Origin of the sequence: Acidovorax sp. (assembly GCF_046339755.1) — a bacterium.
Classification (GTDB): domain Bacteria; phylum Pseudomonadota; class Gammaproteobacteria; order Burkholderiales; family Burkholderiaceae_C; genus Acidovorax.
This window is the reverse complement of the sequence record NZ_JBKDTZ010000399.1, coordinates 20,403-45,242: the sequence shown is the minus strand read 5'-3', so window position 1 is coordinate 45,242 and position 24,840 is coordinate 20,403. Positions and strand designations below refer to the sequence as shown.

Sequence of the window (24,840 nt, the reverse complement as noted above, 5' to 3'; positions counted from 1 at the left end):
GTGACCAGCCTCGCCGCAAAAGCTCAAACGCTTGTGATCGCGGAATACCGCGGCATCACGGTCGCCGACATGACCAAACTGCGTGTTGATGCCCGCAGCAAGGGCGTGAGCCTGAGTGTTCTGAAGAACACCCTGGCCCGCCGTGCTGTGGCTGGCAGCGCATTTGACGTGGTGGCCGACCAGATGACCGGTCCGCTGATCTACGGCTTCTCCGAAGACGCTGTGGCCGCCGCCAAGGTGGTGGCCGATTTCGCGAAGACCAACGACAAGCTGGTGATTCGCGGTGGCGCTTTCGGTGGCAAGGCCCTGGATGTCAACGGCGTTAAGCAACTGGCCAACATTCCTTCCAAGGAAGTGCTGCTGGCCCAGATTTGTGGCTTGCTTATGTCCCCCATGTCGCGTACGGCCGTTGTGCTGGGCGCACTGGCGGCGAAAAAAGGCGAAGGCGCAGCCCCTGTGGCCGCCGAACCTGCAGCGGCTTGATAGCCGGGCAGTCAACCAACACAATTGTTAGGAAATCAAAATGGCATTCGATAAAGACGCATGTTTGACCGCGCTGGACAGCATGACGGTTCTGGAACTCAATGACCTGGTGAAGGCCATTGACGAGAAGTTTGGCGTGAGCGCTGCAGCCATGGCTGCACCCGCTGCCGGCGGCGGCGGCGGTGCTGCTGCAGCTGCAGAAGAGAAAACGGAATTCAACGTGGTTCTGGTCGAAGCCGGCGCCAACAAGGTGTCCGTCATCAAGGCAGTGCGCGAAATCACCGGCCTGGGCCTCAAGGAAGCCAAGGACCTGGTGGACGGCGCTCCAAAGAACGTCAAGGAAGCTATTGCCAAGGCCGACGCCGAAGCAGCAGTCAAGAAGCTGGTGGAAGCTGGCGCCAAGGCTGAACTGAAGTAATTCGGTCCCTTGCAAGGGCTGGAGTGCTCCTCGCGGGCCTCCAGCCTTTGGCGCTTTCAGAGCGCACCCGAAAGCCGCTGTGCCAAAGCGGGCTTTCGAGTGTCTTCTGACAACCCCGACAGCAGAAGATGCCTTGGTTCGGGTGATGTGCAACGCATCGCCGTCCGCCATGGTTGGTAGTGGCCAACCGCCAAGCCCGCAAGGAGGAGAGCCTTTGCGGGTCAGTCGTCGAAGACCCAGGACTCATGTCTTTGCCCGGAGATCTCATGGCCTATTCCTATACCGAACGCAAGCGAATCCGCAAAAGTTTCGGCAGCCGCGACAGCGTGCTGGAAGTCCCTTATCTGCTGCAGATGCAGAAGGACGCATACACCGCTTTCCTGCAGGCTGACAAAGCACCCCAGAAACGGACCATTGAAGGGCTGCAAGCCGCCTTTGACGCGGCCTTCCCTATCGTCTCCCACAACGGTTTTGTGGAGATGAAGTTCATCGAGTACAACCTGGCCAAGCCGGCTTTCGACGTGCGCGAGTGCCAGACCCGTGGCCTGACCTTCGCCTCGGCCGTGCGCGCCAAGGTGCAGCTGATCATCTATGACCGCGAGTCTTCGACCTCGCAGTCCAAGGTGGTCAAGGAAGTGAAGGAGCAAGAGGTCTACATGGGCGAAGTGCCCCTGATGACCGAAAAGGGCTCCTTCATCATCAACGGCACGGAACGCGTGATCGTTTCGCAGCTGCACCGCTCGCCAGGCGTGTTCTTCGAGCACGATAAGGGCAAGACCCACAGCTCGGGCAAGCTGCTGTTCTCCGCACGCATCATCCCCTACCGCGGTTCCTGGCTGGACTTCGAATTCGACCCGAAGGACATCCTGTACTTCCGCGTGGACCGTCGCCGCAAGATGCCGGTCACGATCCTGCTCAAGGCCATCGGCCTGAACCCCGAGTCCATCCTCGCGAACTTCTTCGTGAACGACAACTTCCGCATCATGGACAGCGGTGCGCAGATGGAGTTCGTGCCCGAGCGCCTGCGTGGCGAAGTGGCGCGTTTCGACATCACCGACAAGTCGGGCAAGGTCGTGGTTGCCAAGGACAAGCGCGTCACCGCGCGCCACACCCGTGAACTGGAGCAGTCCGGCACCACGCACATCAGCGTGCCCGAAGACTTCCTGATCGGCCGCGTGGTGGCCCGCAACATCGTCGACACGGACACCGGCGAAATCATCGCAAAGGCCAACGACGAGCTGACCGAGACGCTGCTCAAGAAGCTGCGCGTGGCCGGCATCCAGGACGTGCAGTGCATCTACACCAACGAACTCGACCAGGGCGCGTACATGTCGCAGACCCTGCGCATCGACGAGACGGTGGACGAGTTCGCTGCGCGCGTGGCCATCTACCGCATGATGCGCCCCGGCGAGCCGCCAACGGAAGACGCCGTGCAGGCCCTGTTCCAGCGCCTGTTCTACAACCCCGACACGTACGACCTGTCGCGCGTGGGCCGCATGAAGTTCAACGCCAAGATCGGCCGCGACGAATCCACCGGCCCCATGGTGCTGTCCAACGAGGACATCCTGGCCGTGGTCAAGATCCTGGTGGACCTGCGCAACGGCAACGGCGAAGTCGATGACATCGATCACCTGGGCAACCGCCGCGTGCGCTGCGTGGGCGAACTGGCCGAAAACCAGTACCGCACCGGCCTGGCACGTATCGAGAAGGCCGTGAAGGAGCGTCTGGGCCAGGCCGAGCAAGAGCCGCTGATGCCCCACGATCTGATCAACAGCAAGCCCATCTCGGCCGCGCTGAAGGAATTCTTCGGCGCCTCGCAGCTGTCGCAGTTCATGGACCAGACCAACCCGCTGGCAGAAATCACGCACAAGCGCCGTGTTTCCGCACTGGGCCCGGGCGGTCTGACCCGCGAACGCGCAGGCTTCGAAGTGCGCGACGTGCACGTGACCCACTACGGCCGCGTCTGCCCTATCGAAACGCCTGAAGGTCCGAACATCGGCCTGATCAACTCGCTGGCCCTGTACGCCCGCCTCAACGAGTACGGTTTCATCGAAACCCCGTACCGTCGTGTGGTGGATGGCAAGGTCACGAACGAGATCGACTACCTGTCGGCCATCGAAGAAGGCAAGTACGTGATCGCGCAGGCCAACGCCGTGCTCGACAAGGATGGCCGCCTCTCGGGCGACCTGGTGTCGGCCCGTGAAAAGGGTGAATCCATCCTGTGCGGCGCCGACCGCGTTCAGTACATGGACGTGTCGCCCGCGCAGATCGTGTCGGTCGCTGCCTCGCTGGTTCCGTTCCTGGAGCACGACGATGCGAACCGCGCGCTGATGGGCGCCAACATGTCGCGCCAGGCCGTGCCTGTGCTGCGTCCCGAGAAGCCCCTGGTGGGCACGGGTATCGAGCGCGTGGCGGCTGTCGACTCCGGCACCGTGGTCACGGCCAACCGTGGCGGTGTGGTGGACTACGTGGACGCGACCCGCATCGTGGTGCGCGTGAACGACGCCGAAGCCGTTGCCGGTGAAGTGGGCGTGGACATCTACAACCTCATCAAGTACCAGCGTTCCAACCAGAACACCAACATCCACCAGCGCCCCATCGTCAAGAAGGGCGACATGCTGGTCAAGGGTGACGTGATTGCCGACGGCGCATCGACGGACTTCGGCGAAATCGCCATCGGCCAGAACATGCTGATCGCCTTCATGCCCTGGAACGGCTACAACTTCGAAGACTCGATCCTGATCTCCGAACGCGTGGTGGCCGAAGACCGCTACACCTCGATCCACATCGAGGAACTGGTGGTCATGGCCCGCGACACCAAGCTGGGCGCGGAAGAAATCACGCGCGACATCCCGAACCTGTCCGAGCAGCAACTGAACCGCCTGGACGAGTCCGGCATCATCTACGTGGGCGCCGAAGTGCAGCCCGGCGACACGCTGGTCGGCAAGGTCACTCCCAAGGGCGAGACCACCCTCACGCCCGAAGAGAAGCTCCTGCGCGCCATCTTCGGCGAGAAGGCTTCCGACGTGAAGGACACCTCGCTGCGCGTGGACCAGGGCTCGCAAGGCACCGTGATCGACGTGCAGGTGTTCACCCGTGAAGGCATCCAGCGCGACAAGCGCGCACAGCAGATCATCGACGACGAGCTCAAGCGCTTCCGCCTGGACCTGAACGACCAGTTGCGCATCGTCGAGGCCGACGCCTTCGACCGTATCGAGAAGCTGCTCAACGGCCGCGTGGCCAACGGCGGCCCGCAGAAGCTGGCCAAGGGCACGAAGATCGACAAGGCCTACCTGGCTTCGGTGGAGAAGTTCCACTGGTTCGACATCCGCCCTGCGGAAGACGAAGTCGCCACCCAGCTCGAATCCATCAAGAACGCCCTGGAGCAGACGCGCCACAGCTTCGACCTGGCTTTCGAAGAAAAGCGCAAGAAGCTCACGCAAGGCGACGAGCTGCCGGCTGGCGTGCTCAAGATGGTCAAGGTCTACCTGGCCGTCAAGCGCCGCCTGCAGCCTGGTGACAAGATGGCCGGCCGCCACGGCAACAAGGGTGTGGTGTCCAAGATCGTTCCGGTCGAAGACATGCCCTACATGGCCGACGGCACCCCTGCCGACATCGTGCTGAACCCGCTGGGCGTGCCCTCGCGGATGAACATCGGTCAGGTGCTCGAAGTCCACCTGGGCTGGGCCGGCAAGGGCATTGGCCAGCGCATCGGCGACATGCTACAGCAGGAAGCCAAGGCGAGCGAGCTGCGTGCCTTCTTCGAAGAGGTCTACAACTCGCGCGGCCGCAAGGAAGACCTGTCGCAGCTGACCGACGACGACCTGCTGTCCATGGCGCAGCACCTGACGGCCGGTGTGCCCTACGCGACCCCCGTGTTTGATGGTGCTTCGGAAGAAGAAATCATGGACATGCTCAAGCTGGCGTATCCGGACGACCTGGCCGCGCGCAAGGGCTTGACGCCCACGCGCACGCAGGCCTATCTGCACGATGGCCGCACCGGTGACCGCTTCGAGCGCCCCACCACCATCGGCTACATGCACTACCTGAAGCTGCACCATCGGGTGGACGACAAGAGGCACGCCCGTTCCACGGGTCCGGACTCCCTGGTCACGCAGCAGCCGCTGGGCGGCAAGGCCCAGTTCGGTGGCCAGCGTTTCGGGGAAATGGAAGTGTGGGCACTGGAAGCCTACGGTGCCGCCTACGTGCTGCAGGAAATGCTCACGGTCAAGTCCGACGACGTGGTCGGTCGTACCAAGGTGTACGAGTCCATCGTCAAGGGCGAACACGCGATCGAAGCCGGCATGCCGGAATCGTTCAATGTGCTGGTCAAGGAAATCCGTTCGCTGGGCCTGGACATCGAGCTGGAACGCTCCTAAGCGGAAAAGGAAAGAGTCACTATGAAATCGCTACTCGACCTGTTCAAGCAATTCACGCCGGATGAGCACTTCGATGCCATCCGCATCGGCATGGCTTCGCCCGAGAAGATCCGTTCGTGGTCTTTCGGCGAAGTGAAGAAGCCCGAAACCATCAACTACCGCACGTTCAAGCCCGAGCGCGACGGCCTGTTCTGCGCCAAGATCTTCGGTCCCATCAAGGATTACGAATGCCTGTGCGGCAAGTACAAGCGCCTCAAGCACCGCGGCGTGATCTGCGAGAAGTGCGGCGTTGAAGTCACGCAGACCAAGGTGCGCCGCGAGCGCATGGGCCACATCGACCTGGCTGCGCCCTGCGCCCACATCTGGTTCCTGAAGTCCCTGCCTTCGCGCCTGGGCCTGGTGCTGGACATGACGCTGCGCGACATCGAACGCGTGCTGTACTTCGAAGCCTACGTGGTGACCGACCCCGGCATGACCCCGCTGAAGAAGTTCAGCATCATGTCCGAGGACGACTACGACGCCAAGCGCAAGGAATACGGCGATGAGTTCATCGCCAAGATGGGCGCCGAAGGCATCAAGGACCTGCTGGAATCCATCGACATCGACCTGTCGATCGAACGCCTGCGCGGCGACCTGACCGGCTCCGAAGTCAAGGTCAAGAAGAACGCCAAGCGCCTGAAGGTGCTGGAAGCGTTCAAGAAGTCGGGCATCAAGCCCGAGTGGATGGTGCTGGAAGTGCTGCCCGTGCTGCCACCGGACCTGCGTCCGCTGGTGCCGCTGGACGGCGGCCGCTTCGCGACCTCCGACCTGAACGACCTGTACCGCCGCGTCATCAACCGCAACTCGCGTCTGCGCCGCCTGCTGGAGCTCAAGGCCCCTGAAATCATCGCCCGCAACGAAAAGCGGATGCTGCAGGAAGCCGTGGACTCGCTGCTGGACAACGGCCGCCGTGGCAAGGCCATGACGGGCGCCAACAAGCGTGCCCTGAAGTCGCTGGCCGACATGATCAAGGGCAAGTCCGGCCGTTTCCGCCAGAACCTGCTGGGCAAGCGCGTGGACTACTCCGGTCGTTCCGTGATCACCGTGGGCCCTACGCTCAAGCTGCACCAGTGCGGCCTGCCCAAGCTGATGGCCCTGGAGCTGTTCAAGCCCTTCATCTTCTCGCGCCTGGAAGCCATGGGCATCGCGACGACGATCAAGGCTGCCAAGAAGGAAGTCGAATCCGGCACGCCGGTGGTATGGGACATCCTGGAAGAGGTCATCAAGGAACACCCGGTGATGCTCAACCGTGCACCTACGCTGCACCGCCTGGGCATCCAGGCGTTCGAGCCCATCCTGATCGAAGGCAAAGCCATCCAGTTGCACCCCCTCGTCTGCGCGGCCTTCAACGCCGACTTCGACGGTGACCAGATGGCCGTCCACGTCCCGCTGTCGGTGGAAGCGCAGATGGAAGCCCGCACGCTGATGCTGGCCTCCAACAACGTGCTGTTCCCCGCCTCGGGCGAACCCTCCATCGTTCCTTCGCAGGACGTGGTGCTGGGCCTGTACTACGCCACCCGCGACCGCATCAACGGCAAGGGCGAAGGCCTGATCTTCGCCGACACCGGCGAAGTGCAGCGCGCATTCGACGCGGGCGAGGTTGAGCTGGCCACGCGCATCAACGTGCGTCTGACCGAGTGGACCAAGAACAAGGAAACCGGCGAGTTCGTGCCCGAGACCAAGATGGTGGAAACCACCACGGGCCGTGCGCTGCTGTCCGAAATCCTGCCCAAGGGCCTTCCCTTCTCGAACATCAACAAGGCGCTCAAGAAGAAGGAAATCTCCAAGCTCATCAACGTCTCCTTCCGCAAGTGCGGTCTCAAGGAAACGGTGGTGTTCGCCGACAAGCTGCTGCAAAACGGTTTCCGCCTGGCCACGCGCGCCGGCATCTCCATCTGCATCGACGACATGCTGGTGCCGCCGCAAAAGGCCGGCATCATCGAGCGCTCCGAGAAGGAAGTGAAGGAGATCGAGCAGCAGTACGTCTCGGGTCTGGTGACCTCGGGCGAGCGCTACAACAAGGTGGTGGACATCTGGGGCAAGGCCGGCGACGAAGTGTCCAAGGTGATGATGGCCCAGCTGTCCAAGCAGAAGGTCACGGACCGCCACGGCAAGGAAGTGGACCAGGAGTCCTTTAACTCCATCTACATGATGGCCGACTCCGGTGCCCGCGGCTCCGCCGCCCAGATCCGCCAGGTGGCCGGCATGCGCGGCCTGATGGCCAAGCCGGACGGCTCGATCATCGAGACGCCCATCACCGCGAACTTCCGCGAAGGCCTGAACGTGCTGGAGTACTTCATCTCCACCCACGGTGCCCGTAAGGGTCTGGCCGACACGGCGCTGAAGACGGCCAACTCCGGCTACCTGACGCGCCGCCTGGTGGACGTGACGCAGGACCTGGTCGTGACCGAAGAGGATTGCAACACCGCCAATGGCTCGCTGATGCGCGCCATCGTCGAAGGCGGTGAAGTGATCGAATCGCTGCGCGACCGTATCCTGGGCCGCACCGCTGCCGAAGACGTGCTGCACCCCGAAACCCGCAAGGTGCTGGTGCCTGCCGGCGTGATGCTGGAAGAAGACCTGATCGAGGAAATCGAAGCCGCCGGCGTGGACGAAGTGAAGGTGCGCACCGCACTGACCTGCGAAACCCGCTATGGCCTGTGCGCCAAGTGCTACGGCCGCGACCTGGGCCGCGGCGGCCTGATCAACCTCGGCGAAGCCGTGGGTGTGATCGCTGCCCAGTCCATCGGTGAACCCGGCACGCAGCTGACCATGCGTACCTTCCACATCGGTGGTGCCGCATCGCGCGCTGCCATCGCATCGAGCGTGGAAGCCAAGTCCAACGGCGTGATCGGCTTCAACGCCACGATGCGCTACGTGAGCAACACCAAGGGCGAGCTGGTGGTGATTGCGCGTTCGGGTGAGATCATCATCCATGACGAGCATGGCCGCGAGCGCGAGCGCCACAAGGTGCCGTACGGTGCCCTGCTGACGGTGAAGGCCGACCAGTCCATCAAGGCCGGTACCATCCTGGCCAACTGGGACCCGCTGACCCGCCCGATCATTACCGAGTTCGCCGGACAGGTGAAGTTCGAGAACGTCGAGGAAGGCCTCACGGTTGCCAAGCAGCTGGACGAAGTGACCGGCCTGTCCACCCTGGTGGTGATCGACCCCAAGCGCCGCGGCGCTGCCAAGGTCGTGCGTCCGCAGGTCAAGCTGATCGATGCGCAGAACAACGAAGTGAAGATCCCTGGTACCGACCACTCGGTGACCATCGGCTTCCAGATCGGTTCGCTCATCCAGGTGCGTGACGGCCAGGACGTGGGTCCCGGCGAAGTGCTGGCGCGTATTCCTGTCGAAGGCCAGAAGACCCGAGACATCACCGGCGGGCTGCCCCGCGTGGCCGAGCTGTTCGAAGCCCGTACCCCGAAGGACAAGGGCACGCTGGCCGAGATGACCGGTACCGTGTCGTTCGGCAAGGAAACCAAGGGCAAGGTCCGCCTGCAGATCACCGACCCCGAAGGCCACGTGTTCGAAGAGCTCGTGCCCAAGGAAAAGAACATCCTGGTGCACGAAGGCCAGGTGGTGAACAAGGGCGAGTCCATCGTCGACGGCCCGGCCGATCCGCAGGACATCCTGCGCCTGCTGGGCATCGAGGAACTGTCGCGCTACATCGTCGATGAAGTGCAGGACGTGTACCGCTTGCAGGGCGTGAAGATCAACGACAAGCACATCGAGGTGATCGTTCGCCAGATGCTGCGCCGCGTCGTGGTCGAGAACGTCGGCGAGTCGAACTACATCGGTGGCGAGCAGGTCGAGCGTTCCGAGATCCTCAACACCAACGACGCACTGCAGTCCGAAGGCAAGATCCCTGCGACCTACAGCAACCTGCTGCTGGGTATCACGAAGGCATCGCTGTCGACCGACTCGTTCATCTCGGCGGCTTCCTTCCAGGAAACCACCCGCGTGCTCACCGAGGCTGCCATCATGGGCAAGCGCGACGAGCTGCGTGGCCTGAAGGAAAACGTCATCGTGGGTCGCCTGATCCCTGCCGGTACCGGCATGGCTTACCACCAGGCGCGCAAGGCCAAGGACGCCATGGACGACGCCGAGCGCCGCGCCATCGCCGAAGCCGAAGCCGCTGAAATGGCTGCCTCGTCGACGGACGATGCCGCGGAAGTCGAAGGCAGCACGACCAGCACCGCCACGGACGCTTCCGCAGACTGAGCCAGCGCCTTGGCTGCACCGGACCAGGCCCCAGCGATGCACAGCGCGGCGCATGGGGACCTGGTTCGGCGCAACCCCGGGCCCTGAAACGCTCTCGCCCTGTCCTTGGACAGGCCGGGGGCGTTTTTATTGGGGCACTGGAATGCTCTGACGGTTTCTTGTTGTTTTCTCTATCTCGGCCAGGGGCTGCTCCAGCAACGCACGCCCAAGGCAATGTGTATGTGGTCATCGCCTCTTCTCTGGATTCTTGTCGCCATCCTGCTGTTCTGGGCCCTGGGGGCCTACAACCGCCTGACACGGTTGCGCTCCTCCGTGGTCCAGGCCTTTGGCGCGGTAGACGCCCACCTCGTGCGCCTGATGGCATTGCTCGGTGAATTCGATGCCGTCCAGGGCCACCGCCACATCTCGGACCCCGCCGTGCCGGGCGGCACTGCGGACCATGTGCCGCAGCCGCAGGGCCCGGTGCTGGACCCTGCCAAGGTGGCGGCCTTGCGCGGCGCCACCACGCAGATGGGCGCATCGCTGGCCGTGGCGCGCTCGCAGCCGCTGCAGCGCGATGCGCTGGCCGCACTCACCGCGGCGCGCAGCGTGCTCGATGTCACCTGGCGCAGCGTGGTGACCGAGGCCGATGGTCCGGGTGCCCGGGAAATGCTGGCGCCCTGGTCCATCCGCTGGGAAGAGCACCACGCGCAGATCGATCTGGCCGTGCAGGTGATCAACCACGCCGCCGAGCAGCACGATGCCGCCATCCACCAGTTTCCGGCCCGCCTGCTCGCCTGGGTGTTTGGCTTCAAGGCGGCCAAGGGGCTGTGAGCCCCGTGCCCCGGCCCCCGTTACTTTTCGATCCTGCGCCTGTGCGCGGGCGCCCCAAGCTTTCCCATGAAACCAGCCCGACCCCAACCCGCCTCGACCACAGGGCACCGCCCCGCCCTTGATCGCAGTACCGTGCCGGCGGACAACACCGGCCGGACGGGCGACAAGGCACCGCAGGTGGCGCTGTGGCAGCAGCTGATCGCGGTGGCTGGCGTGCTCCAGGCGATCCGCGGCGGTGCCTCGGGCACGGCGGCGCTGGATGCGGTGGGCGCTGCGCTGCGCCCGGGTGTGCAGGCCTTGTTGTTCCAGGTGCTGCGCAATCTGGGGCGTGCCGAAGCCCTGCGGCGCCAACTGGCCCGGCGGCCACCGCCGCCCGATGCGGATGCCCTGCTGTGCACTGCGCTGGCCTTGTGCTGGCGCGCTGAAGATGCGCCCTACGAGCCCTTCACCCTCGTCAACCAGGCGGTGGAGGCAGCCAAGCGGCACCCGGCCACGCGCGCCCAGGCCTCGTTCATCAATGCCTGCCTGCGGCGCTTCCTGCGTGAAAACGATGCGCTGGTGGCGGCCACCGACGCCGATCCCGTAGCCCGCTGGAACCATCCATTGTGGTGGATCAAGCGCCTGCAGAAGGACCACCCCCAGCACTGGGAGCAGATACTGCACGCCAACAACACCCACGCCCCGATGGCGCTGCGCGTGAACCGGCTGCAGGGCAGCCAGGCCCGGTACTTGCAGGAACTGGCCGACATGGGGGCCGCTGCCGACCCGGCCGGCGCCGACGGCCTGGTGCTGCACCGGCCGCTGCCGGTGCAGGCGCTGCCGGGTTTTGCAGAGGGCCGGGTGTCGGTGCAGGACATGGCGGCGCAGCAGGCGGCCCCGCTGCTGCTGGACGGCATGGACCGCACGCGCAGACTGCGTGTGCTGGACGCCTGCGCCGCCCCCGGTGGCAAGACCGCCCACCTGCTGGAGATGGCCGGTGAGGGCGCTCCCCTGCAGGTCACGGCCCTGGAGATCGACGCCACGCGCGCCGAGCGCATCCACCAGACCCTCTCCCGCCTGCGCCTGGCCGCCCAGGTGCTGGTGGCGGACGCGGCCCAGCCCGAGACCTGGCTGCGAGCGGCCAGTAGCGGCGCTTTGTTCGATGCCATTTTGCTCGATGCACCGTGCACCGCCTCGGGCATCGTGCGCCGCCACCCGGACGTGCGCTGGCTGCGCCGCGAGACCGACATCGCCCAGCTGGCAGCGCTGCAAAAGCAACTGCTGGCGACCCTGTGGCCACTGCTCGCACCCGGCGGGCGGATGCTGTACTGCACCTGCTCCGTCTTCCGTGCGGAGGGGGATGCGCAGGTGCAAACGTTTCTTGCACACAACACCGATGCACATTTGCTCCCCTCGCCCGGGCATTTAATCCCCCGCGCAGCGGACAAGGACGGGGCTGTCCCGGACAATCGATTCGGTGATCACGACGGATTTTTTTACGCACTGTTGCAAAAATCGGCCGACTGAGCGCCTCACAGCTCGTTGGGTGTGGATTGGTGCGCTTTTGATGCTGATCACCTTGTTGATAGGGCCACTGCCCGTCCGGGCGGAGGCCAACCGCGGTGAAGTGGCCGAGTTGCGCCTGCAGCGCCTGGACGATGGGATCTACCTGAGCACCAGCCTGGAGTTCGACCTGCCCGAGCTCGCCGAAGATGCCCTGCGCAAGGGCATCCCCATGTACTTCGTGATGGAAGCGCAGGTCATGCGCGACCGCTGGTACTGGTCCGACCGCCTTGTGGCCGAGGCCACGCGCTACCTGCGACTGAGCTACCAGCCCCTGACCCGGCGCTGGCGCCTGAGCACCTCGGCCTCCCCCATCACCAACACCGGCCTGGGGGTGGCGCTGGGCCAGAATTTCGACGATCTGGAAGATGCGCTGTCGGCAATGCAGCGCATTTCGCGCTGGAAGATTGCAGAAGCATCTGCGATCGATGCCGATGCCGGCCATACGATACAGTTTCGTTTCAGGCTGGACATGTCGCAACTGCCCCGGCCGTTCCAGATAGGCGCCGTGGGCCGCTCCGGCTGGAATCTGCTCGTCTCGCGCTCAGGGCGCATCGCCTTGCCGGAAGGCTCCAAGTGAGCCCCGGGCCCACGCCGCCCGCGTCGGCCTCGTCCCAACTGGCGGCCCGCCAGTCCCGCGCCGTGCGCTGGGCGGTGGGCGTGGGGGCGGCCATCATGTCCGCCATCGGGCTGGTGCTGCTGTTTCTGCTGACGCTGGCCACCAACAACCGGGCGCTCTACGAGCGCAACTATGCCTGGCTGTTCGGCGTGAACGTGCTCGTGGCCCTGCTGCTGCTCGCCGTGCTGGGTTGGGTGGCGGTGCGCCTGTGGCTGCGGCTGCGGCGGGGCCGCTTCGGCAGCCGCCTGCTGGTCAAGCTGGCGGCCATCTTTGCGCTGGTCGGCCTGGTGCCAGGCCTGCTGATCTATGTGGTGTCCTACCAGTTCGTGACCCGCTCCATCGAGAGCTGGTTCGACGTGAAGGTGGAAGGCGCGCTGTCCGCCGGGGTGAACCTCGCGCGCGTCTCGCTCGACGCCCTGGCGACCGACATGGCGTCCAAGACGCGCTCGGCCAGCGCCCAGGTGGCACAGATCCCCGACGCCTCTGCCGGCGTGGTGCTCGAGCGCATCCGCGACCAGCTCGGCGCCACCGACGTCATCCTGTGGAACAGCGCCGGGCAGGCCGTGGCCAGCGCCGGCCAGTCCCGCTTCAGCCTGAATCCCGAGCGCCCCGGCGTGCCCTTGCTGCGCACCGTGCGCCAGCAACGGGCGCTGACCCAGATCGAGGGGCTGGACGACATTGCCGACCCGGCCGCTGTGCAGAACGCGCGCGTGAAGATCATCGCCCTGGTGAGCAGCCCCACGGTGGGCCTGCTGGCCGAGCCGCGCTACCTGCAAGCCACGCTGATGCTGCCGCCCGCCCTGGTGGAGAACGCCATCGCCGTGCAGGAGGCCAACCGCGAGTACCAGGAGCGCGCCCTGGCGCGTGGCGGCCTGCGGCGCATGTACGTGGGCACGCTCACGCTGAGCCTGTTCCTGGCCGTTTTCGGCGCCGTGCTGCTGGCCGTGCTGCTGGGCAACCAACTGGTGCGGCCGCTGCTGGTGCTGGCCGAAGGGGTTCGCGAGGTGGCCGCCGGCAACCTGAGCCCCAAGGCCGCCCTGCAGGGCAAGGACGAGCTCGGTGGCCTGACCCGCTCGTTCGCGCTCATGACCCAGCAGCTGGCCGACGCCCGGGGCGCCGTCGAGCAGAGCATGAGCGAGGTGGATGCGGCGCGCGCCAACCTGCAGACGATTCTGGACAACCTCACCGCCGGGGTGATGGTGCTCGACGGTGCGGGCACCATCCGCTCGTCCAACCCGGGCGCCACGCGCATCCTGCGCGCCCCCATGGCCGCCTACGAGGGGCAGGCGCTGGCCGAGGTGCCGGGTCTGGCGGATTTTGCCGCAGCCGTGCAAAAGCAGTTTGCCGCCTTCCTGGGCGAGCGCGACCACCACGGGCTGGACCACTGGCAGCACCCGTTCGAACTGCATGCCTCGCTCGCCGGGGCAGGGCAGCACGCCACCAGCATCATCGCGCGGGGTGCGGAACTGCCGGATTCGACCCGACTGTTGGTTTTTGACGACATTTCTGAAATCGTTTCGGCCCAGCGTGCGCAGGCCTGGGGCGAGGTTGCAAGGCGCCTTGCGCACGAAATCAAGAACCCCCTCACACCCATTCAGCTGTCGGCCGAGCGGCTCGAAATGAAGCTCACCGGCAAGGTCGCAGCCACCGAGCAGGCCGTGCTGGCCAAGTCGGTCAAGACCATCGTCGAGCAGGTCGATGCGATGAAGCGCCTGGTCAACGAGTTCCGCGATTACGCACGCCTTCCAGCCGCCGAACTGCACGCGCTAGACATCAATGCACTGGTGACCGATGTGCTCCATCTGTATGGCGAGGAAAACGCCACCGTCCCCGTGAAAGCTGAGCTGGACGCGCGTTGCCCGGTGATCGCGGGCGATGCGCAGCAGTTGCGCCAGGTCGTGCACAACCTGCTGCAGAACGCGCAGGACGCGACCGAACAGGCGCGCGCAGCGGGTGCAGAAAACCTGCCGCCCGTGCGCATCACGACGCGCTGGAGCGAGTCCTCCGGCCGCGTGCGGCTCACGGTGTCGGACAGCGGAAGCGGCTTTCCCGCGCACATCCTGCAGCGCGCGTTCGAACCCTATGTCACGACCAAGCCGCGTGGCACCGGCCTGGGTCTGGCGGTGGTCAAAAAGATCGCAGACGAGCACGGAGCCCGCATCGACCTGTCCAACCGGGTCGAAGATGGCGTGGTGCGGGGCGCCCAAGTGTCGTTATCATTCGCCACTGAACCAGCGGTGGCGGCATAACAACACGCCCCGCAGTACCTCCCAAGGCGCTTTCACACACATGGCAAACATTCTGGTGGTCGACGATGAGCTCGGCATTCGCGACCTGCTGTCCGAAATCCTGAACGACGAAGGCCACAGCGTGGACCTCGCAGAAAACGCGACGCAGGCCCGTGCGGCGCGTGCCGGCAGCAGCTATGACCTGGTGCTGCTGGACATCTGGATGCCTGACACCGATGGTGTGTCGCTGCTCAAGGAATGGGCCACCGGCGGTGTGCTGACCATGCCCGTGATCATGATGAGTGGCCACGCCACCATCGACACGGCGGTCGAGGCCACCCGCATCGGCGCCTTCTCCTTCCTCGAAAAGCCCATCACCCTGCAGAAGCTGCTCAAGGCGGTGGAGCAGGGCCTGGCGCGCAATGCCGCCCACCATGCAGCCCCGGCGGCTGCCGTGCAGCAGGCCCCGGCCGCCGCACCGGCCGATGCACCTTTCACCCAGGTGCCTGTGATCACGGCCCTGTCCGGCGCGGAAGCCGGCCCGCATTCGCACCAGGGCTTCGATCTGGACCGCCCGCTGCGCGAAGCCCGCGACGGCTTCGAGAAAGCCTATTTCGAATTCCACCTCGCGCGTGAAGGCGGCTCCATGACCCGCGTGGCCGAAAAGACCGGCCTGGAGCGCACGCACCTGTACCGCAAGCTGCGCCAACTCGGCGTCGACCTGGGCCGCGGCAAGCGTGCCTGAAAAAAATTGATCCGTAATCTTTTTGAGGCCAATTGTCTGGCTATAATTTGAGGCTCAGGCCCGGTAGCTCAGTCGGTAGAGCAGAGGATTGAAAATCCTTGTGTCGGTGGTTCGATTCCGCCCCAGGCCACCAAGTTAGAAAAGCCGCTACAGCTCCTAAAGTTGTAGCGGCTTTTTCGTTTTATTCCCACCCTGGGAATATGCGGTAGCCCTAGGCGCATCATGCGCACCGCCGTTGTTGCGCTGTCGCCTTGCTGAAGGAATGTTTGTGAGCGCTAACAACCCTGTAGCTTTTCGTCCTTTGCACGAGTCGCACGCCATTGAACAGGTGGTGATATCTGTGCACTTTGCAAACGTTCTGCCTGAAGAAGTGTTGAGAGCCGGGGCCGCCAGCATGCTGCAGTTCAAGAAGGAGCTTGGCGGGCAGCAAGATATAACAGGTGTGAACTTAAGCCTGGGGCCAGGAGGCGTTGCTCCGATGGTTCTTCCCTCCTTTCAAGGACAAGCTCGCTTCGCAACTGACAACGCGGGTGTGCTGTTGAAGGAACTTCGTCTTGAGGCTCAGGCTATTGTGTTTCGATCGCAAAGGTACACGCGCTGGAATGCTCTTTGGAAAGAGGCCGGAAAATACCTTGAAGCACTGCTGGCTTGTGCTGGCGATGCGCAAATTGCGTCGTTGAATCTGCAGTACACAGACAAATTCCTTTGGCAGTCTTCTCCGGGGTCCTGCAGGAGCGACTTGTTGCTTCGACGGGATTCGCCGTTTGTTGCTCCGCGAATCTTCGATGCAGGTGATCTTTGGCACTGCCATTCTGGGCGTTTTGAGCGCCTGAACGATGCGGTTCAACGCTTAGAGATCGTAGACCTAGATTGCATTGACGAAGGACCGGAACAGCCGGGAACGGAACCTACGCGCGCAGTGCTTATCACAACCTCAGTGAGTGATCGCTTCAATCGCCCCGGATATCACGCTGTGGACTTCCCGGCTCGCCAGGCATTGGCTGGCATCAATGAGGTGTTTAATAACTTGCACACGCAAGTGAAAAGTGTATTCTCACAAATAATTACGGACGAAATTTCCGATTCCATAGGAATGAACGATGTCGACGTTGAGTAGCAACACGTACGGATTTAGCAAGCGTTTTGCGGCGATTGCTGCCGCGGCGGGTTGCGCCGTATCGACGAGCACTGCACTTGCTTTCCCGGCGGTAACTACGGGAGGGACTGCCTCAGCTTGGACTCGCGGATCGGCCGACGGCTCGCATCTAGATTCTCGCCAGCAGGTGTATGGAGCGACAACCAAAGAATTTGGGCAGAAGGCGCGTTCTACGACGGATCGGGAGCGCTTGATCGCGTCCTTGCGCGGCTATCTCACGCTTCAAGAGAATTGGGATGGGGAAGGTGCAGCTGCTCCAAACCTCAATTCTTTGCGAGCTGCAATGCACTTTGCATGCGCCTTGACCGATGAGGTCCTTGCTCCAGCGCCAATGCTGCACGCTAGTGGCAACGCAGGCCTGCTTTGGGAAGAGGATGGCCTCTATGGGGAGCTCGAGTTCTTGCACGGGAGCCGGGCGGCCTACTATTTTGAATGTGGATCGAACAAGCACAAGGGCATCGTGCAACTCCCAGCCGTTGAAGTGCCTGCAATTCTCCAACAGCTTTTGCCGAAGGCATGAGTTCCATTGTCCGTAGTTGCATCGAGCTTAACGAAGCGACGGAAGACGAGAAGGAAACCAGGGTAGGCATCATCGCGGCGGCCAAGCCGAACTGCGAGTGCGAGTTTGAACCTTTCTCTCGCTTTTCGCCGGGGTTGATCCACGACGACGAAATCATCTCTCGTGTGGTTTGTGAGCCCATGCATGTGAATCCGAAGAAGCTGGAACTGTTGCCTAGTTTTTTCTCGCATGCATTGAGAGCTGGGGCTTCCGTCCAACGTCATGACATCTCGACGGACGCCCAATTTGTGGAGTGCGTGAAAGGCCTCGTCAGCAGCGACACGAAAAAGGTGTGGCTAGGCTATGTGACAGCAAGCGCGCGCGAGATCAGGAGACTTATGCTGAACGGTGAAGACCGGGATTGCTGTGTCTACGATGCTGCTCTTGAGCACAATCCGGCGCATGCTGAGGTGCACGCCGCGCGTGACATCCCTGAGGCCGATCGGATCGTCTTTCGAAAACAACTGCGAGATCTTTTCGCACGTGACGGCCTCAAGGGACGGAAAGCTCTGCGCGAACAAAGAGTTTGGGATGCGCTGCCCAGCGATCTCAGAGACCGCCCAGTTGCCGAAGTCTGGCGCGAGGCTGCAGGTTAGCCCAGTCCTTTACGAACGGATATCTTGGACCGGTCGTAGATCTTTGCCGTGGTCTTCACGTCTGCGTGCAGCTCGGGCAGCGCGCCATACTGGGCCTTGTGCTGGGTCGTGTAGTACGCCCGCAGGTCGTGGAAAGTGAAGCGCCGCGGGATCACCTTGTCCTTCACCGCCGTGGCCATTGCCCGCTGCCAGGTCGAAGCGAAGCCGGTGTCCGTGTAGGGGTTTCCGTCTCGTGTGGTGAACACGTGCAGGCAGCCATCCGGCCGGGGCAGCGCGCGCACGCGGCGCACCAGATCTTCCATTGCCGGCGTGATCACCACGTTCTCTGCGCGCTTCGCGCCCCCGTGTTGCTTCGCGCGCATCAGGCGGATCACGCTCGCAGCGCTGTCTATCTGCGGCAACGTCAGGTGCAGAAACTCAATCCTGCGAGAGCCAGCCATTGCGGCGAACTCTGCCATGAGCGCGATCACCTGGCGCTGCTCGCCCTGGCTGCTCAGCCAGGCAATAAACCGGGCCAGCTCAGCAGGCTCAGGAGCTTCGGTGCGGGGGCTCTCAAGGTTTCGCTTCACCTGCTTGCAGGGGTTCACATCGATGTCTCCGCGCTCCACGGCGACGGTCATCAAATTGGACAGCAGAGCAATCTCGCGATTCGCGCGCACCGGTGCATCGGCACGCTCCACGCGCAGGTAGCGGGCGATATCGGCAGGGCGGATGATGCGCGCCGAGGCCTTGCCCATCACCTCCAACAGTTTCACGCTGTAGATGGTGTAGTCCTTCTTGGTCTGGTCGCTCAGGCGCTTCCATTGGGGCAGCGTCTGGTAGGTGCGCCACAGCTCCAGCAGCGTGCCGCTGTCATCCCCGGCGCCGTTCATGTCCAGCACCTTTTGGATTGCGGCGCGCTTGTCCTGCCCCAGGTTGATCGGTTTGCCGCCCATCGGGTGATAGCGGTAGGTCACCTTGTCGCTACCCTTGTGCGGGCGTGCCTCCATGCGCGGCAGCAGGCCGAGGCCTGAGGCGCGATCCCTCTTGCGTCCCATGTTCATTTGCTCCAGTTGAAGCCTGCAGGCGCCTTGTAGGAGCCCTTGCGGTTCAGGCGTTCTTCGATCATCTTGCGGCCCACCAGCGGAAGGCCGTCGGGCCGGCGCGGGAGGCTGTCCACGTCCAGCAAGTGGCACAGGTGGCGCATCTGCGCATGGCGCTGCGTCAACGGTGCGCACAGCTCGTCCACCTCGGCCGCCGTGAGGAAAGGCGTTGCGGGGGCTTCGACCATCATTGGCCTGGTCCTCCTGCTGGTTTGCGTTGCACCAGCAGGACCCGCCCGCTGGCCTTTTTCTGGTGGACCTTCACCTCCACCACTGCGCCGGGGGCTCGCGCATATCGGTCGAGCGCCTTCACGGCCTCGCGCACGTATTTGGGCACGGCGCGCCGGCGGTCGTAGCCTTCCACCAAGCGCTGCCGGGCGGCATCGTCTATGGGCGGATGGCCCAGCTTGTCGGCGATGGCCTGCACCCCCGCCACGTACTCTTCGGGGCTCTCGCCGATCTCGCAGCGGATCCAGCCCACCAGGCGGCGCAGGTGCTTCAGGTCGGACTGCTTCATGCGCGGCTCCCGGAGGCCGATTCCATTAAAGTGGCGATCTCATTGGGAGGAGAGCCAGAATGGGTTTCGTCACGACAGAGCATCGGCTTCGTTGCGGTGAACACAACAGCTGTTGGGTCACCTTGAGCCACCAAGAAAAATGGTCGGTTGTATCGGTTGAATTCATGGACGGGAAGGTCGTGAACGTCGATGAGCCTGCGAGCTTCGAAACAGAGGACCAGGCGTTGGCTCATGCGCGCACCTGGGTGTGCACCTTGAGCGGTAAGACGTATCTTTGACCTGGTGCGCTCGCGGGCATCATTGAGTTTGGTCATTTGGGGCTCCAGGGTTGCGGGCCGTGGGTGGGCGGCACCAGGCCGACCGCGCTGGCCAGGTAGACGAACCCCCCACCCAGGCGGGGGAAGCGCAGGCCGACCAGCTCATCGCGGGCCTGACCCACGGCCTTGGCCTGCTCGGGGCTCAGGGTCAGCCGCACGCGCGCCGTGGTGCTGCGCCCGTGGTGGCTGATCGCGATGGAGCGTTTGCCGGGCACCGCGCCTTTGCCGCGGTTGTTGCCCTGCGAGGCGCGCGAGCCGTCGGCGTTGATAGTGCAGCTGCCCACCTCGGGCAGATCCTGCGCGCGCACCAGGCCGGCGGCCACGACGGCAGCGGGCGTGCCGGTGTAGTAGGCATGCTGCTGGCCCAGCTCGAAGGCGAGGCCCGGGGCGATCTCGATGCGGCTATGCACGGCGCACCTCCCCTTCGGCTGCACTGATGTGCTCCTGTGCAGCCGCCAGCAGCGTCAGGCCGGCGTCGGCCAGCAGAACCTCGTTGTCCTTCACGACCAGTTCCACCACGGCCTGGGCCTGGGATAGCAGAGCACCGGCCGCGCTGAGCGCGCTCCAGTCCACGGGCTTGCTCAGAGGTATACAGTCCCTGGCCAGGTCGGTTACCCGCGCAGCGGCCCAGAGCGCCGAGCCCAAGATGGCACTGGGGCCGTCCTCGGCAGCCGCACGGATCACCGCCTCCGCTTCTGCCAAGCGGATGTTTGCCAGTTCGGCGCTGTTCCATCCCTCGCCCGGCGGGGAAGGGGCGAGCTCCTGCGCCGCTGGTGCCGGCGTCTTTGCCGCGCGCGTTTTCGGTGGTGTCGCGGTGGTGTTCACGCCTTGCCCTCCGCAGCCCGGCGGGCCTGGGCGGCCTCGCGGCCCTTGCGCAGCTGCTCCACCACCTCGCGCTTGCGTTGCGCGATCATTGCGAGGTGGCCTTTGTGAGCTGCTGCGTTTTCGTCGATCCGGTGCTGGAGCCACTTCGGATTGAGATTGTCGGCACCGATCTTCACCAGCGTTTCGATGATCTCCAGGAACTGGAAGGTGACGTTGCCAATGGAAGGTTTGTCCCATGTCCCCCAGTGCTGGCCAGGATCAGTTTTCCTCACTGCCTCAAGAATGATTCGGCGGATGTCAGGGTGATGGACCTTGTGGTCTTTGAAGCCCTGAACAATGGCCTGGATCATGCGGCCCGCGTGGGCTGCGCCTTCGTAGTAGTCCATGGGCTGCACGTCAAAGTAGACGCGGCGATCCGCGCGCTTCTTGCTGCCCGCCTCACGCCGCACCGTGAAGGAGAAAAAGAGATCCCCGAGTTCCCTTCGTTCGCCATCTGGCAGGGTGATGGTGCGGGCCTTCCTGTCCAACTTATCGCGCCGCTGCATTGCCTTGTTGATGTGCTCCTGCAGGGTGGTCTGCTCGTCCTTTTGCAGTGGCTTACCAAGCCCATTGCACAGCTGCCCGGAGACCAATATCGCGTACTTAGCCAACATTTCGAAGAGGCGCGATCCCGCCCCAAATTGCACGGCACATGACTCGGGATCGATGTGAACCTGAATCTCCTCAGGAGGCCTGCCGTCCAGACGCGAGCGGATGCCCAGGCGCGCGATTTCCTTGCCGGTATCGTGATGCGCATAGCCAAGCGTGGTCGGCTGGATGTATTTGAAGCCTGCCTCCTCCGCGCGTTCCCTGACGTTGCCGTTGAAGCGCTGGCCCGCGGGACGCAGCGTGAGCACAATCATGGTAGGGCTCTGGGGCTCGGCCGCAGGCTTGGGCGCCACGTCCGATGCCTTGAACACCGGCACGGTGACAAAGAGCTGTTGGTCCATGGTGGTGTCGCTCATCGTGCGCCCCCTTCGAAAGCAGTGCGGATGTTTGCGATCTGGGCCTGCAGGGCAACGACCAGCGCGATTTCAATCTGCTGCCAGCCTGCCGGGTCGTTCGGATCGTTGATACCGCTGCTGGGCTCCACAACCTCCGCATACAGCACATGCCCCAGCGACTCGGCGGTAAGCAGCATTTCGTGAATGTCGTCGGACCCGACGCGGCGGATCGGCGGGCGAGGGCGGTCCCGGTGCGGCCGAGCGCCGGCCACCGTGCGCGGCTGCGCCAGGGCCTGGAACCTATCGGTCAACGGTGCTTCTTTCAGGGCGTGAGCGATGCCCTTGGCATAGGAGATGGCCGAGGGGATCACGGCCTCGTGCAGGGGCGGGGGATAGTCGAGCGGGCCGTGCTCGGCCGCGTACCAAGCCGCTTCGAGCATCACCACCACGGGGGCGATCTGGCAGTACAGCGCGCCGTCAGCGGTGACATCGACGCACGACTCGTCCGAGACGATGCCATGCAGGTGGGCCTCAGCAGATTCCACCAGGTCTTGAATGAGGCCCTTGGCCTTGGCGTCCGCATTCACCAGGGTGTAGAGCAGGTCACACAGCTGGCGAGTGTGCTGCAGGCCCAGCACCAGCCATTGGGGCGTGGGTTCGGGCTCCCGGCCTGCCGCCACTGTTTTCGGGCGTGCAGGGGCCTTTGTTGCCCCCGCGGGGGCTTCTGCGATAGAGTTCGGCATGTTCTAGTTCCTGGCAAGGGTGCTGGTTCAAGAGTTCTGTGCGGTTGGCGCCGCACGTTTCTCGCTCGAAGGGCTGACGGTTGGCGCTGTCAGCCCTTCAACTTTTCCGGCCTGGTGCGGCGGGTCGCGCTGCTGGGTGACCAGCGTCATCACGGTTGCAGTGAGGTCTGCCACCGAGCCGGCCAGCAGGTTCATGCTGTCCAGAGCCTGGGTGAGCTGGTCGGGCTTCGGTGCTGGCGCTGGCAGAGCCGGTACTTTTGCCTCCAGGCTGGCAAGGTGCCGGCCGATGATCGATAGCGCCTCGCGGAACTCGGCGCGCGGGATCTTGCGATACCCCTCCACCTTGAAATGGGCGATCAGCTTGCTCCAGCCCTGGCGCATGGCATTCGCCTGCATGTCCTTCGGCAGCTTTTCCACACCATCGGTCAGCACGGCCCGTAGTTCGTCCTGCTCATCCTTGGTAAGGGTGTCGCCGCGACCTGTGGTGTAGGGGATGGCCGTTGGCGCGGCCAGCTTTTGTTCCAGCTGCTCCAGGCGGCGGACGATGCGATCGCGCAGCTTCACGTCATAGCCAGAGGCGAAGGTCAGGGTGTGGTGCCGGTCGAAGGCAATGCGGCGCAGGTAGCCGCGTGCATCCCGCGACCAAGTGACGCCTGGCACGGGAGGATGCTTCCAAATGGATTCATCTTCGAACACTGCGCGGAAGATCGCGTCACCATTGCGGCGGATGTACTCCGACCGGCGCTCGCCCACAGTGGCGGGGCAGTGGTGGTCCAGGTAAGCGTCAGCGTAGAGGCCGATCAGCGTGGTGCGCATGTCGCGGAGCACATTACCGTGGTCCTTCTCGAACAGGGCGGCGAATTCCTTGCTGTCCATGCTGGCGGACATGGGGGTGGTTTTGGTGAGAGCGTTCATGGTGCGCACCTCAGCGAGCTGGCACGAGGCCGGGCAGCTCGTGCATGAAAGAGTGCATGTTCGCGACCACCTCCGAAAGCTCGGTCAGGGAGGCGAGTTCATGGCGGCCCAGTCCCAGCGCCGCGAGAACGCCAGCGTCGAACTCCTTCGCCACACTGGTTGCCGCCAGGATGATGGCCGTCTTCACGTCCTCGGGAAGCGTGCGAACGTCGATGACTTGCACCGGCTCTTTGCCAGTGCGTTCCCAATAAATGGGGTTGATGGGGGTGCTCACTGTTGGGTTCCCTTCTGCGCGTTGGCGCGCTCAATGGCTCGGACGATGAAACTATTCAGACTGATGTGCTGGGCGTCCGCCTTCTCCTTTGCCTTGTCCTGGATCGGCTGCGGGATGCGCAGAGTGATGCGGGTGTGCTGCAATTTCGGGGAAGTCATCGAACGCCCTTTCTGACACTGTTGTGGTGTCGGTTGTGATTGTGAATGTGACACAGCTTTGGTGTCAATGGTCGTGACACTGTTTTGGTGTAACAATCCGCCCATGGAAGACGAAGACCGCTACACGCGCATAACGCTGCGCATTCCGAAGGACTTGCACAGCAGGCTGACCGAGGAAGCAGAACGCACCTCGAAGAGCTTGAACGCCGAGATCGTCGGGCGTTTGACTGACTCCTTCCAGCCTGGTTCTGCGGACACAGCGACAGCCCTACCGTTGCCTGAGTTGATCGACCGTGTCGAGCAACTGCAGGCGCAGATGGACGCTGCGACGCAGCGGGAGCAGCGCCGCATGTTGTTGTTCGAGCTGGATTGGATAGGCAAACGTGAGGCCTTCCTGACTTCACAGTTGGTACAGGGGCAGCATCGTCTGGCGGACTTTGAAGACGCACTCGCTGAAGCCGAGGAGGCCGACCACATGGCGAAGGCGAAAAAGCTTTCCGTAAAGATTGAGCGGGAGAAGCGAGACAACGAGATCCTGCAAAAAGAACTTGAATCTCTGAGTCGCGAGCAACAGGAGCGCTCAAACGAACTGCGCGCACTGCTTTAGTGAGCCTCCCTGCCATCACACTGCCCGCCCTGCCAGGCGCTCCATAAGCGGGCGTTCGCGGTACTCGCCGAATAGGCCATTGAAGAACTCGTTCGCGCCGTCGTGCACCATCCGGTCGAACTTCGGGCTGGCATTGAGTAGGTGCATGAAGGCCATGGTGTGGCACCACTTCAACGGCCGGATGATGGTCGCGTCGTCTTTCGTCGCGCTGTTCTCCAGGTCCAGCACACAGATCAGGTGGTGGGACTTGTAGCCGTACTTGCGCACCCGCTCGGTGTCGCGGTCAGCGAGCGCGCACCCAATGGCCTCGAAGATCTGCTCGCGGGTGGCCTTCTCGTCCAGCGCCGCACACAGCGGCATCAGGAAGTTGCCGATCTCGATCTCCATCGACCGCCACTGCAGCATGTTCTCTTCGAGCGTGGCCACGTCCACGGCGGCCTGGGCACCCTCGGGGATGTGGGGTGGCAGGTTGTCGCGGATGCGCTTCTGGCGCTCCAGCAGGTCGCGGCCGTGGTCGTGACCCCTGACCACGCGGCGGGCCAGGAAGCGCAGGTACACCAGCTGCTTGATCAGGTTGTCGGCGGTCTCGTCGCCCTTGATTTCGAGGGGCACCAT

At 63.7% G+C, this 24,840-nt stretch carries 25 protein-coding genes and 1 tRNA gene; 14 read left to right on the top strand and 12 right to left on the bottom strand.

The genetic code is table 11. The features are described from left to right. From rplJ to ACK59X_RS34015, 13 genes are all read left to right on the top strand, one after another. A partial coding sequence (gene rplJ / locus ACK59X_RS34075; protein WP_409963852.1) for a 50S ribosomal protein L10 occupies positions 1 to 483 on the top strand: 483 nt, incomplete at its 5' end. Between the two features lie 40 nt (positions 484 to 523). Continuing rightward, complete coding sequence (gene rplL / locus ACK59X_RS34070; protein WP_409963850.1) at positions 524 to 901, top strand: 50S ribosomal protein L7/L12; 378 nt, start codon at positions 524 to 526, stop codon at positions 899 to 901. A gap of 266 nt (positions 902 to 1,167) precedes the next feature. Beyond that, positions 1,168 to 5,280 (top strand): DNA-directed RNA polymerase subunit beta, encoded by a 4,113-nt coding sequence (gene rpoB / locus ACK59X_RS34065; RefSeq protein WP_409963848.1) that lies wholly within the window; start codon positions 1,168 to 1,170, stop codon positions 5,278 to 5,280. A 21-nt stretch (positions 5,281 to 5,301) separates the two neighbouring features. Then, positions 5,302 to 9,546 (top strand): DNA-directed RNA polymerase subunit beta', encoded by a 4,245-nt coding sequence (rpoC, locus tag ACK59X_RS34060; protein WP_409963846.1) that lies wholly within the window; start codon positions 5,302 to 5,304, stop codon positions 9,544 to 9,546. Between the two features lie 219 nt (positions 9,547 to 9,765). Beyond that, a complete protein-coding gene (locus ACK59X_RS34055) occupies positions 9,766 to 10,359 on the top strand; it encodes a LemA family protein (RefSeq protein WP_409963844.1) in 594 nt (197 codons plus the stop codon). Positions 10,360 to 10,425: 66 nt separating this feature from the next. Continuing rightward, positions 10,426 to 11,865 carry a 16S rRNA (cytosine(967)-C(5))-methyltransferase RsmB gene (gene rsmB, locus ACK59X_RS34050; RefSeq protein ID WP_409963842.1) on the top strand — a complete coding sequence of 480 codons (1,440 nt, stop codon included), beginning with the start codon at positions 10,426 to 10,428 and terminating at the stop codon, positions 11,863 to 11,865. Positions 11,866 to 11,905: 40 nt separating this feature from the next. Beyond that, complete coding sequence (locus ACK59X_RS34045; protein WP_409963840.1) at positions 11,906 to 12,481, top strand: DUF4390 domain-containing protein; 576 nt, start codon at positions 11,906 to 11,908, stop codon at positions 12,479 to 12,481. Continuing rightward, positions 12,478 to 14,769 carry an ATP-binding protein gene (locus ACK59X_RS34040; protein WP_409963838.1) on the top strand — a complete coding sequence of 764 codons (2,292 nt, stop codon included), beginning with the start codon at positions 12,478 to 12,480 and terminating at the stop codon, positions 14,767 to 14,769. Before ACK59X_RS34045 ends, ACK59X_RS34040 begins: the two co-directional genes overlap by 4 nt. A 40-nt stretch (positions 14,770 to 14,809) precedes the next feature. Next, complete coding sequence (locus ACK59X_RS34035; protein ID WP_409963836.1) at positions 14,810 to 15,493, top strand: response regulator; 684 nt, start codon at positions 14,810 to 14,812, stop codon at positions 15,491 to 15,493. Positions 15,494 to 15,550: 57 nt separating this feature from the next. After that, positions 15,551 to 15,626 (top strand) — tRNA-Phe (locus ACK59X_RS34030). Positions 15,627 to 15,761: 135 nt separating this feature from the next. Beyond that, positions 15,762 to 16,610, top strand: a complete 849-nt coding sequence (locus ACK59X_RS34025) for a TIGR04255 family protein (RefSeq protein WP_409963834.1) — start codon at positions 15,762 to 15,764, stop codon at positions 16,608 to 16,610. Further along, positions 16,594 to 17,169, top strand: a complete 576-nt coding sequence (locus tag ACK59X_RS34020) for a hypothetical protein (protein ID WP_409963832.1) — start codon at positions 16,594 to 16,596, stop codon at positions 17,167 to 17,169. Before ACK59X_RS34025 ends, ACK59X_RS34020 begins: the two co-directional genes overlap by 17 nt. After that, positions 17,166 to 17,804 carry a hypothetical protein gene (locus ACK59X_RS34015; protein ID WP_409963830.1) on the top strand — a complete coding sequence of 213 codons (639 nt, stop codon included), beginning with the start codon at positions 17,166 to 17,168 and terminating at the stop codon, positions 17,802 to 17,804. The genes ACK59X_RS34020 and ACK59X_RS34015 overlap by 4 nt, the downstream gene beginning before the upstream one ends. On the opposite strand, the gene ACK59X_RS34010 is transcribed toward ACK59X_RS34015, so the two are convergent. The 11 genes from ACK59X_RS34010 to ACK59X_RS33960 are packed head-to-tail and all read right to left on the bottom strand — an operon-like array spanning position 17,801 to position 23,618. After that, positions 17,801 to 18,847 carry an integrase gene (locus ACK59X_RS34010; protein WP_409963828.1) on the bottom strand — a complete coding sequence of 349 codons (1,047 nt, stop codon included), beginning with the start codon at positions 18,845 to 18,847 and terminating at the stop codon, positions 17,801 to 17,803. The genes ACK59X_RS34015 and ACK59X_RS34010 overlap by 4 nt on opposite strands. Then, positions 18,844 to 19,074 (bottom strand): hypothetical protein, encoded by a 231-nt coding sequence (locus tag ACK59X_RS34005; RefSeq protein WP_409963826.1) that lies wholly within the window; start codon positions 19,072 to 19,074, stop codon positions 18,844 to 18,846. The genes ACK59X_RS34010 and ACK59X_RS34005 overlap by 4 nt, the downstream gene beginning before the upstream one ends. After that, complete coding sequence (locus tag ACK59X_RS34000) at positions 19,074 to 19,403, bottom strand: hypothetical protein (RefSeq protein ID WP_409963825.1); 330 nt, start codon at positions 19,401 to 19,403, stop codon at positions 19,074 to 19,076. Before ACK59X_RS34000 ends, ACK59X_RS34005 begins: the two co-directional genes overlap by 1 nt. Next, positions 19,400 to 19,717 (bottom strand): hypothetical protein, encoded by a 318-nt coding sequence (locus ACK59X_RS33995; RefSeq protein WP_409963823.1) that lies wholly within the window; start codon positions 19,715 to 19,717, stop codon positions 19,400 to 19,402. The genes ACK59X_RS34000 and ACK59X_RS33995 overlap by 4 nt, the downstream gene beginning before the upstream one ends. Further along, positions 19,714 to 20,130, bottom strand: coding sequence for a hypothetical protein (locus ACK59X_RS33990; protein WP_409963821.1), 417 nt, complete (start codon positions 20,128 to 20,130; stop codon positions 19,714 to 19,716). The genes ACK59X_RS33995 and ACK59X_RS33990 overlap by 4 nt, the downstream gene beginning before the upstream one ends. Beyond that, entirely contained in the window at positions 20,123 to 20,545 is a 423-nt protein-coding gene (locus tag ACK59X_RS33985) for a hypothetical protein (RefSeq protein WP_409963819.1), read from the bottom strand. The genes ACK59X_RS33990 and ACK59X_RS33985 overlap by 8 nt, the downstream gene beginning before the upstream one ends. After that, positions 20,542 to 21,549, bottom strand: a complete 1,008-nt coding sequence (locus tag ACK59X_RS33980; RefSeq protein WP_409963817.1) for a hypothetical protein — start codon at positions 21,547 to 21,549, stop codon at positions 20,542 to 20,544. Before ACK59X_RS33980 ends, ACK59X_RS33985 begins: the two co-directional genes overlap by 4 nt. Next, positions 21,546 to 22,271 carry a hypothetical protein gene (locus tag ACK59X_RS33975; protein ID WP_409963815.1) on the bottom strand — a complete coding sequence of 242 codons (726 nt, stop codon included), beginning with the start codon at positions 22,269 to 22,271 and terminating at the stop codon, positions 21,546 to 21,548. The genes ACK59X_RS33980 and ACK59X_RS33975 overlap by 4 nt, the downstream gene beginning before the upstream one ends. 27 nt (positions 22,272 to 22,298) lie before the next feature. Further along, entirely contained in the window at positions 22,299 to 23,186 is an 888-nt protein-coding gene (locus ACK59X_RS33970) for a hypothetical protein (RefSeq protein ID WP_409963813.1), read from the bottom strand. Positions 23,187 to 23,196: 10 nt separating this feature from the next. Continuing rightward, positions 23,197 to 23,460 carry a hypothetical protein gene (locus tag ACK59X_RS33965; RefSeq protein ID WP_409963811.1) on the bottom strand — a complete coding sequence of 88 codons (264 nt, stop codon included), beginning with the start codon at positions 23,458 to 23,460 and terminating at the stop codon, positions 23,197 to 23,199. Continuing rightward, positions 23,457 to 23,618, bottom strand: a complete 162-nt coding sequence (locus ACK59X_RS33960) for a YlcI/YnfO family protein (protein WP_409963809.1) — start codon at positions 23,616 to 23,618, stop codon at positions 23,457 to 23,459. The genes ACK59X_RS33965 and ACK59X_RS33960 overlap by 4 nt, the downstream gene beginning before the upstream one ends. Positions 23,619 to 23,685: 67 nt before the next feature. Between ACK59X_RS33960 and ACK59X_RS33955 the strand changes: the two genes are divergently transcribed. Further along, the gene (locus ACK59X_RS33955; protein WP_409963807.1) at positions 23,686 to 24,225 is read left to right on the top strand and encodes a toxin-antitoxin system HicB family antitoxin; all 540 of its coding nucleotides are present in this window, start codon (positions 23,686 to 23,688) and stop codon (positions 24,223 to 24,225) included. Positions 24,226 to 24,240: 15 nt separating this feature from the next. On the opposite strand, the gene ACK59X_RS33950 is transcribed toward ACK59X_RS33955, so the two are convergent. Next, the gene (locus tag ACK59X_RS33950; RefSeq protein WP_409963805.1) at positions 24,241 to 24,840 is read right to left on the bottom strand and encodes a hypothetical protein; all 600 of its coding nucleotides are present in this window, start codon (positions 24,838 to 24,840) and stop codon (positions 24,241 to 24,243) included.

Excerpts from the sequence above, each read along its gene's own strand:
- rpoB (WP_409963848.1), top strand. The coding sequence starts at position 1,168 with ATGGCCTATTCCTATACCGAACGCAAGCGAATCCGCAAAAGTTTCGGC.
- ACK59X_RS34035 (WP_409963836.1), top strand. The coding sequence starts at position 14,810 with ATGGCAAACATTCTGGTGGTCGACGATGAGCTCGGCATTCGCGACCTG.
- rpoC (WP_409963846.1), top strand. The coding sequence starts at position 5,302 with ATGAAATCGCTACTCGACCTGTTCAAGCAATTCACGCCGGATGAGCAC.
- ACK59X_RS33960 (WP_409963809.1), bottom strand. The coding sequence starts at position 23,618 with ATGACTTCCCCGAAATTGCAGCACACCCGCATCACTCTGCGCATCCCG.
- ACK59X_RS33955 (WP_409963807.1), top strand. The coding sequence starts at position 23,686 with ATGGTCGTGACACTGTTTTGGTGTAACAATCCGCCCATGGAAGACGAA.
- ACK59X_RS33980 (WP_409963817.1), bottom strand. The coding sequence starts at position 21,549 with ATGAGCGACACCACCATGGACCAACAGCTCTTTGTCACCGTGCCGGTG.
- ACK59X_RS33975 (WP_409963815.1), bottom strand. The coding sequence starts at position 22,271 with ATGCCGAACTCTATCGCAGAAGCCCCCGCGGGGGCAACAAAGGCCCCT.
- ACK59X_RS33950 (WP_409963805.1), bottom strand. The coding sequence starts at position 24,840 with ATGGTGCCCCTCGAAATCAAGGGCGACGAGACCGCCGACAACCTGATC.
- ACK59X_RS34000 (WP_409963825.1), bottom strand. The coding sequence starts at position 19,403 with ATGAAGCAGTCCGACCTGAAGCACCTGCGCCGCCTGGTGGGCTGGATC.
- ACK59X_RS34010 (WP_409963828.1), bottom strand. The coding sequence starts at position 18,847 with ATGAACATGGGACGCAAGAGGGATCGCGCCTCAGGCCTCGGCCTGCTG.
- ACK59X_RS34045 (WP_409963840.1), top strand. The coding sequence starts at position 11,906 with ATGCTGATCACCTTGTTGATAGGGCCACTGCCCGTCCGGGCGGAGGCC.
- ACK59X_RS34055 (WP_409963844.1), top strand. The coding sequence starts at position 9,766 with ATGTGGTCATCGCCTCTTCTCTGGATTCTTGTCGCCATCCTGCTGTTC.
- rsmB (WP_409963842.1), top strand. The coding sequence starts at position 10,426 with ATGAAACCAGCCCGACCCCAACCCGCCTCGACCACAGGGCACCGCCCC.
- ACK59X_RS33970 (WP_409963813.1), bottom strand. The coding sequence starts at position 23,186 with ATGAACGCTCTCACCAAAACCACCCCCATGTCCGCCAGCATGGACAGC.
- ACK59X_RS34015 (WP_409963830.1), top strand. The coding sequence starts at position 17,166 with ATGAGTTCCATTGTCCGTAGTTGCATCGAGCTTAACGAAGCGACGGAA.
- ACK59X_RS34020 (WP_409963832.1), top strand. The coding sequence starts at position 16,594 with ATGTCGACGTTGAGTAGCAACACGTACGGATTTAGCAAGCGTTTTGCG.
- ACK59X_RS33995 (WP_409963823.1), bottom strand. The coding sequence starts at position 19,717 with ATGACCAAACTCAATGATGCCCGCGAGCGCACCAGGTCAAAGATACGT.
- ACK59X_RS34005 (WP_409963826.1), bottom strand. The coding sequence starts at position 19,074 with ATGGTCGAAGCCCCCGCAACGCCTTTCCTCACGGCGGCCGAGGTGGAC.
- rplL (WP_409963850.1), top strand. The coding sequence starts at position 524 with ATGGCATTCGATAAAGACGCATGTTTGACCGCGCTGGACAGCATGACG.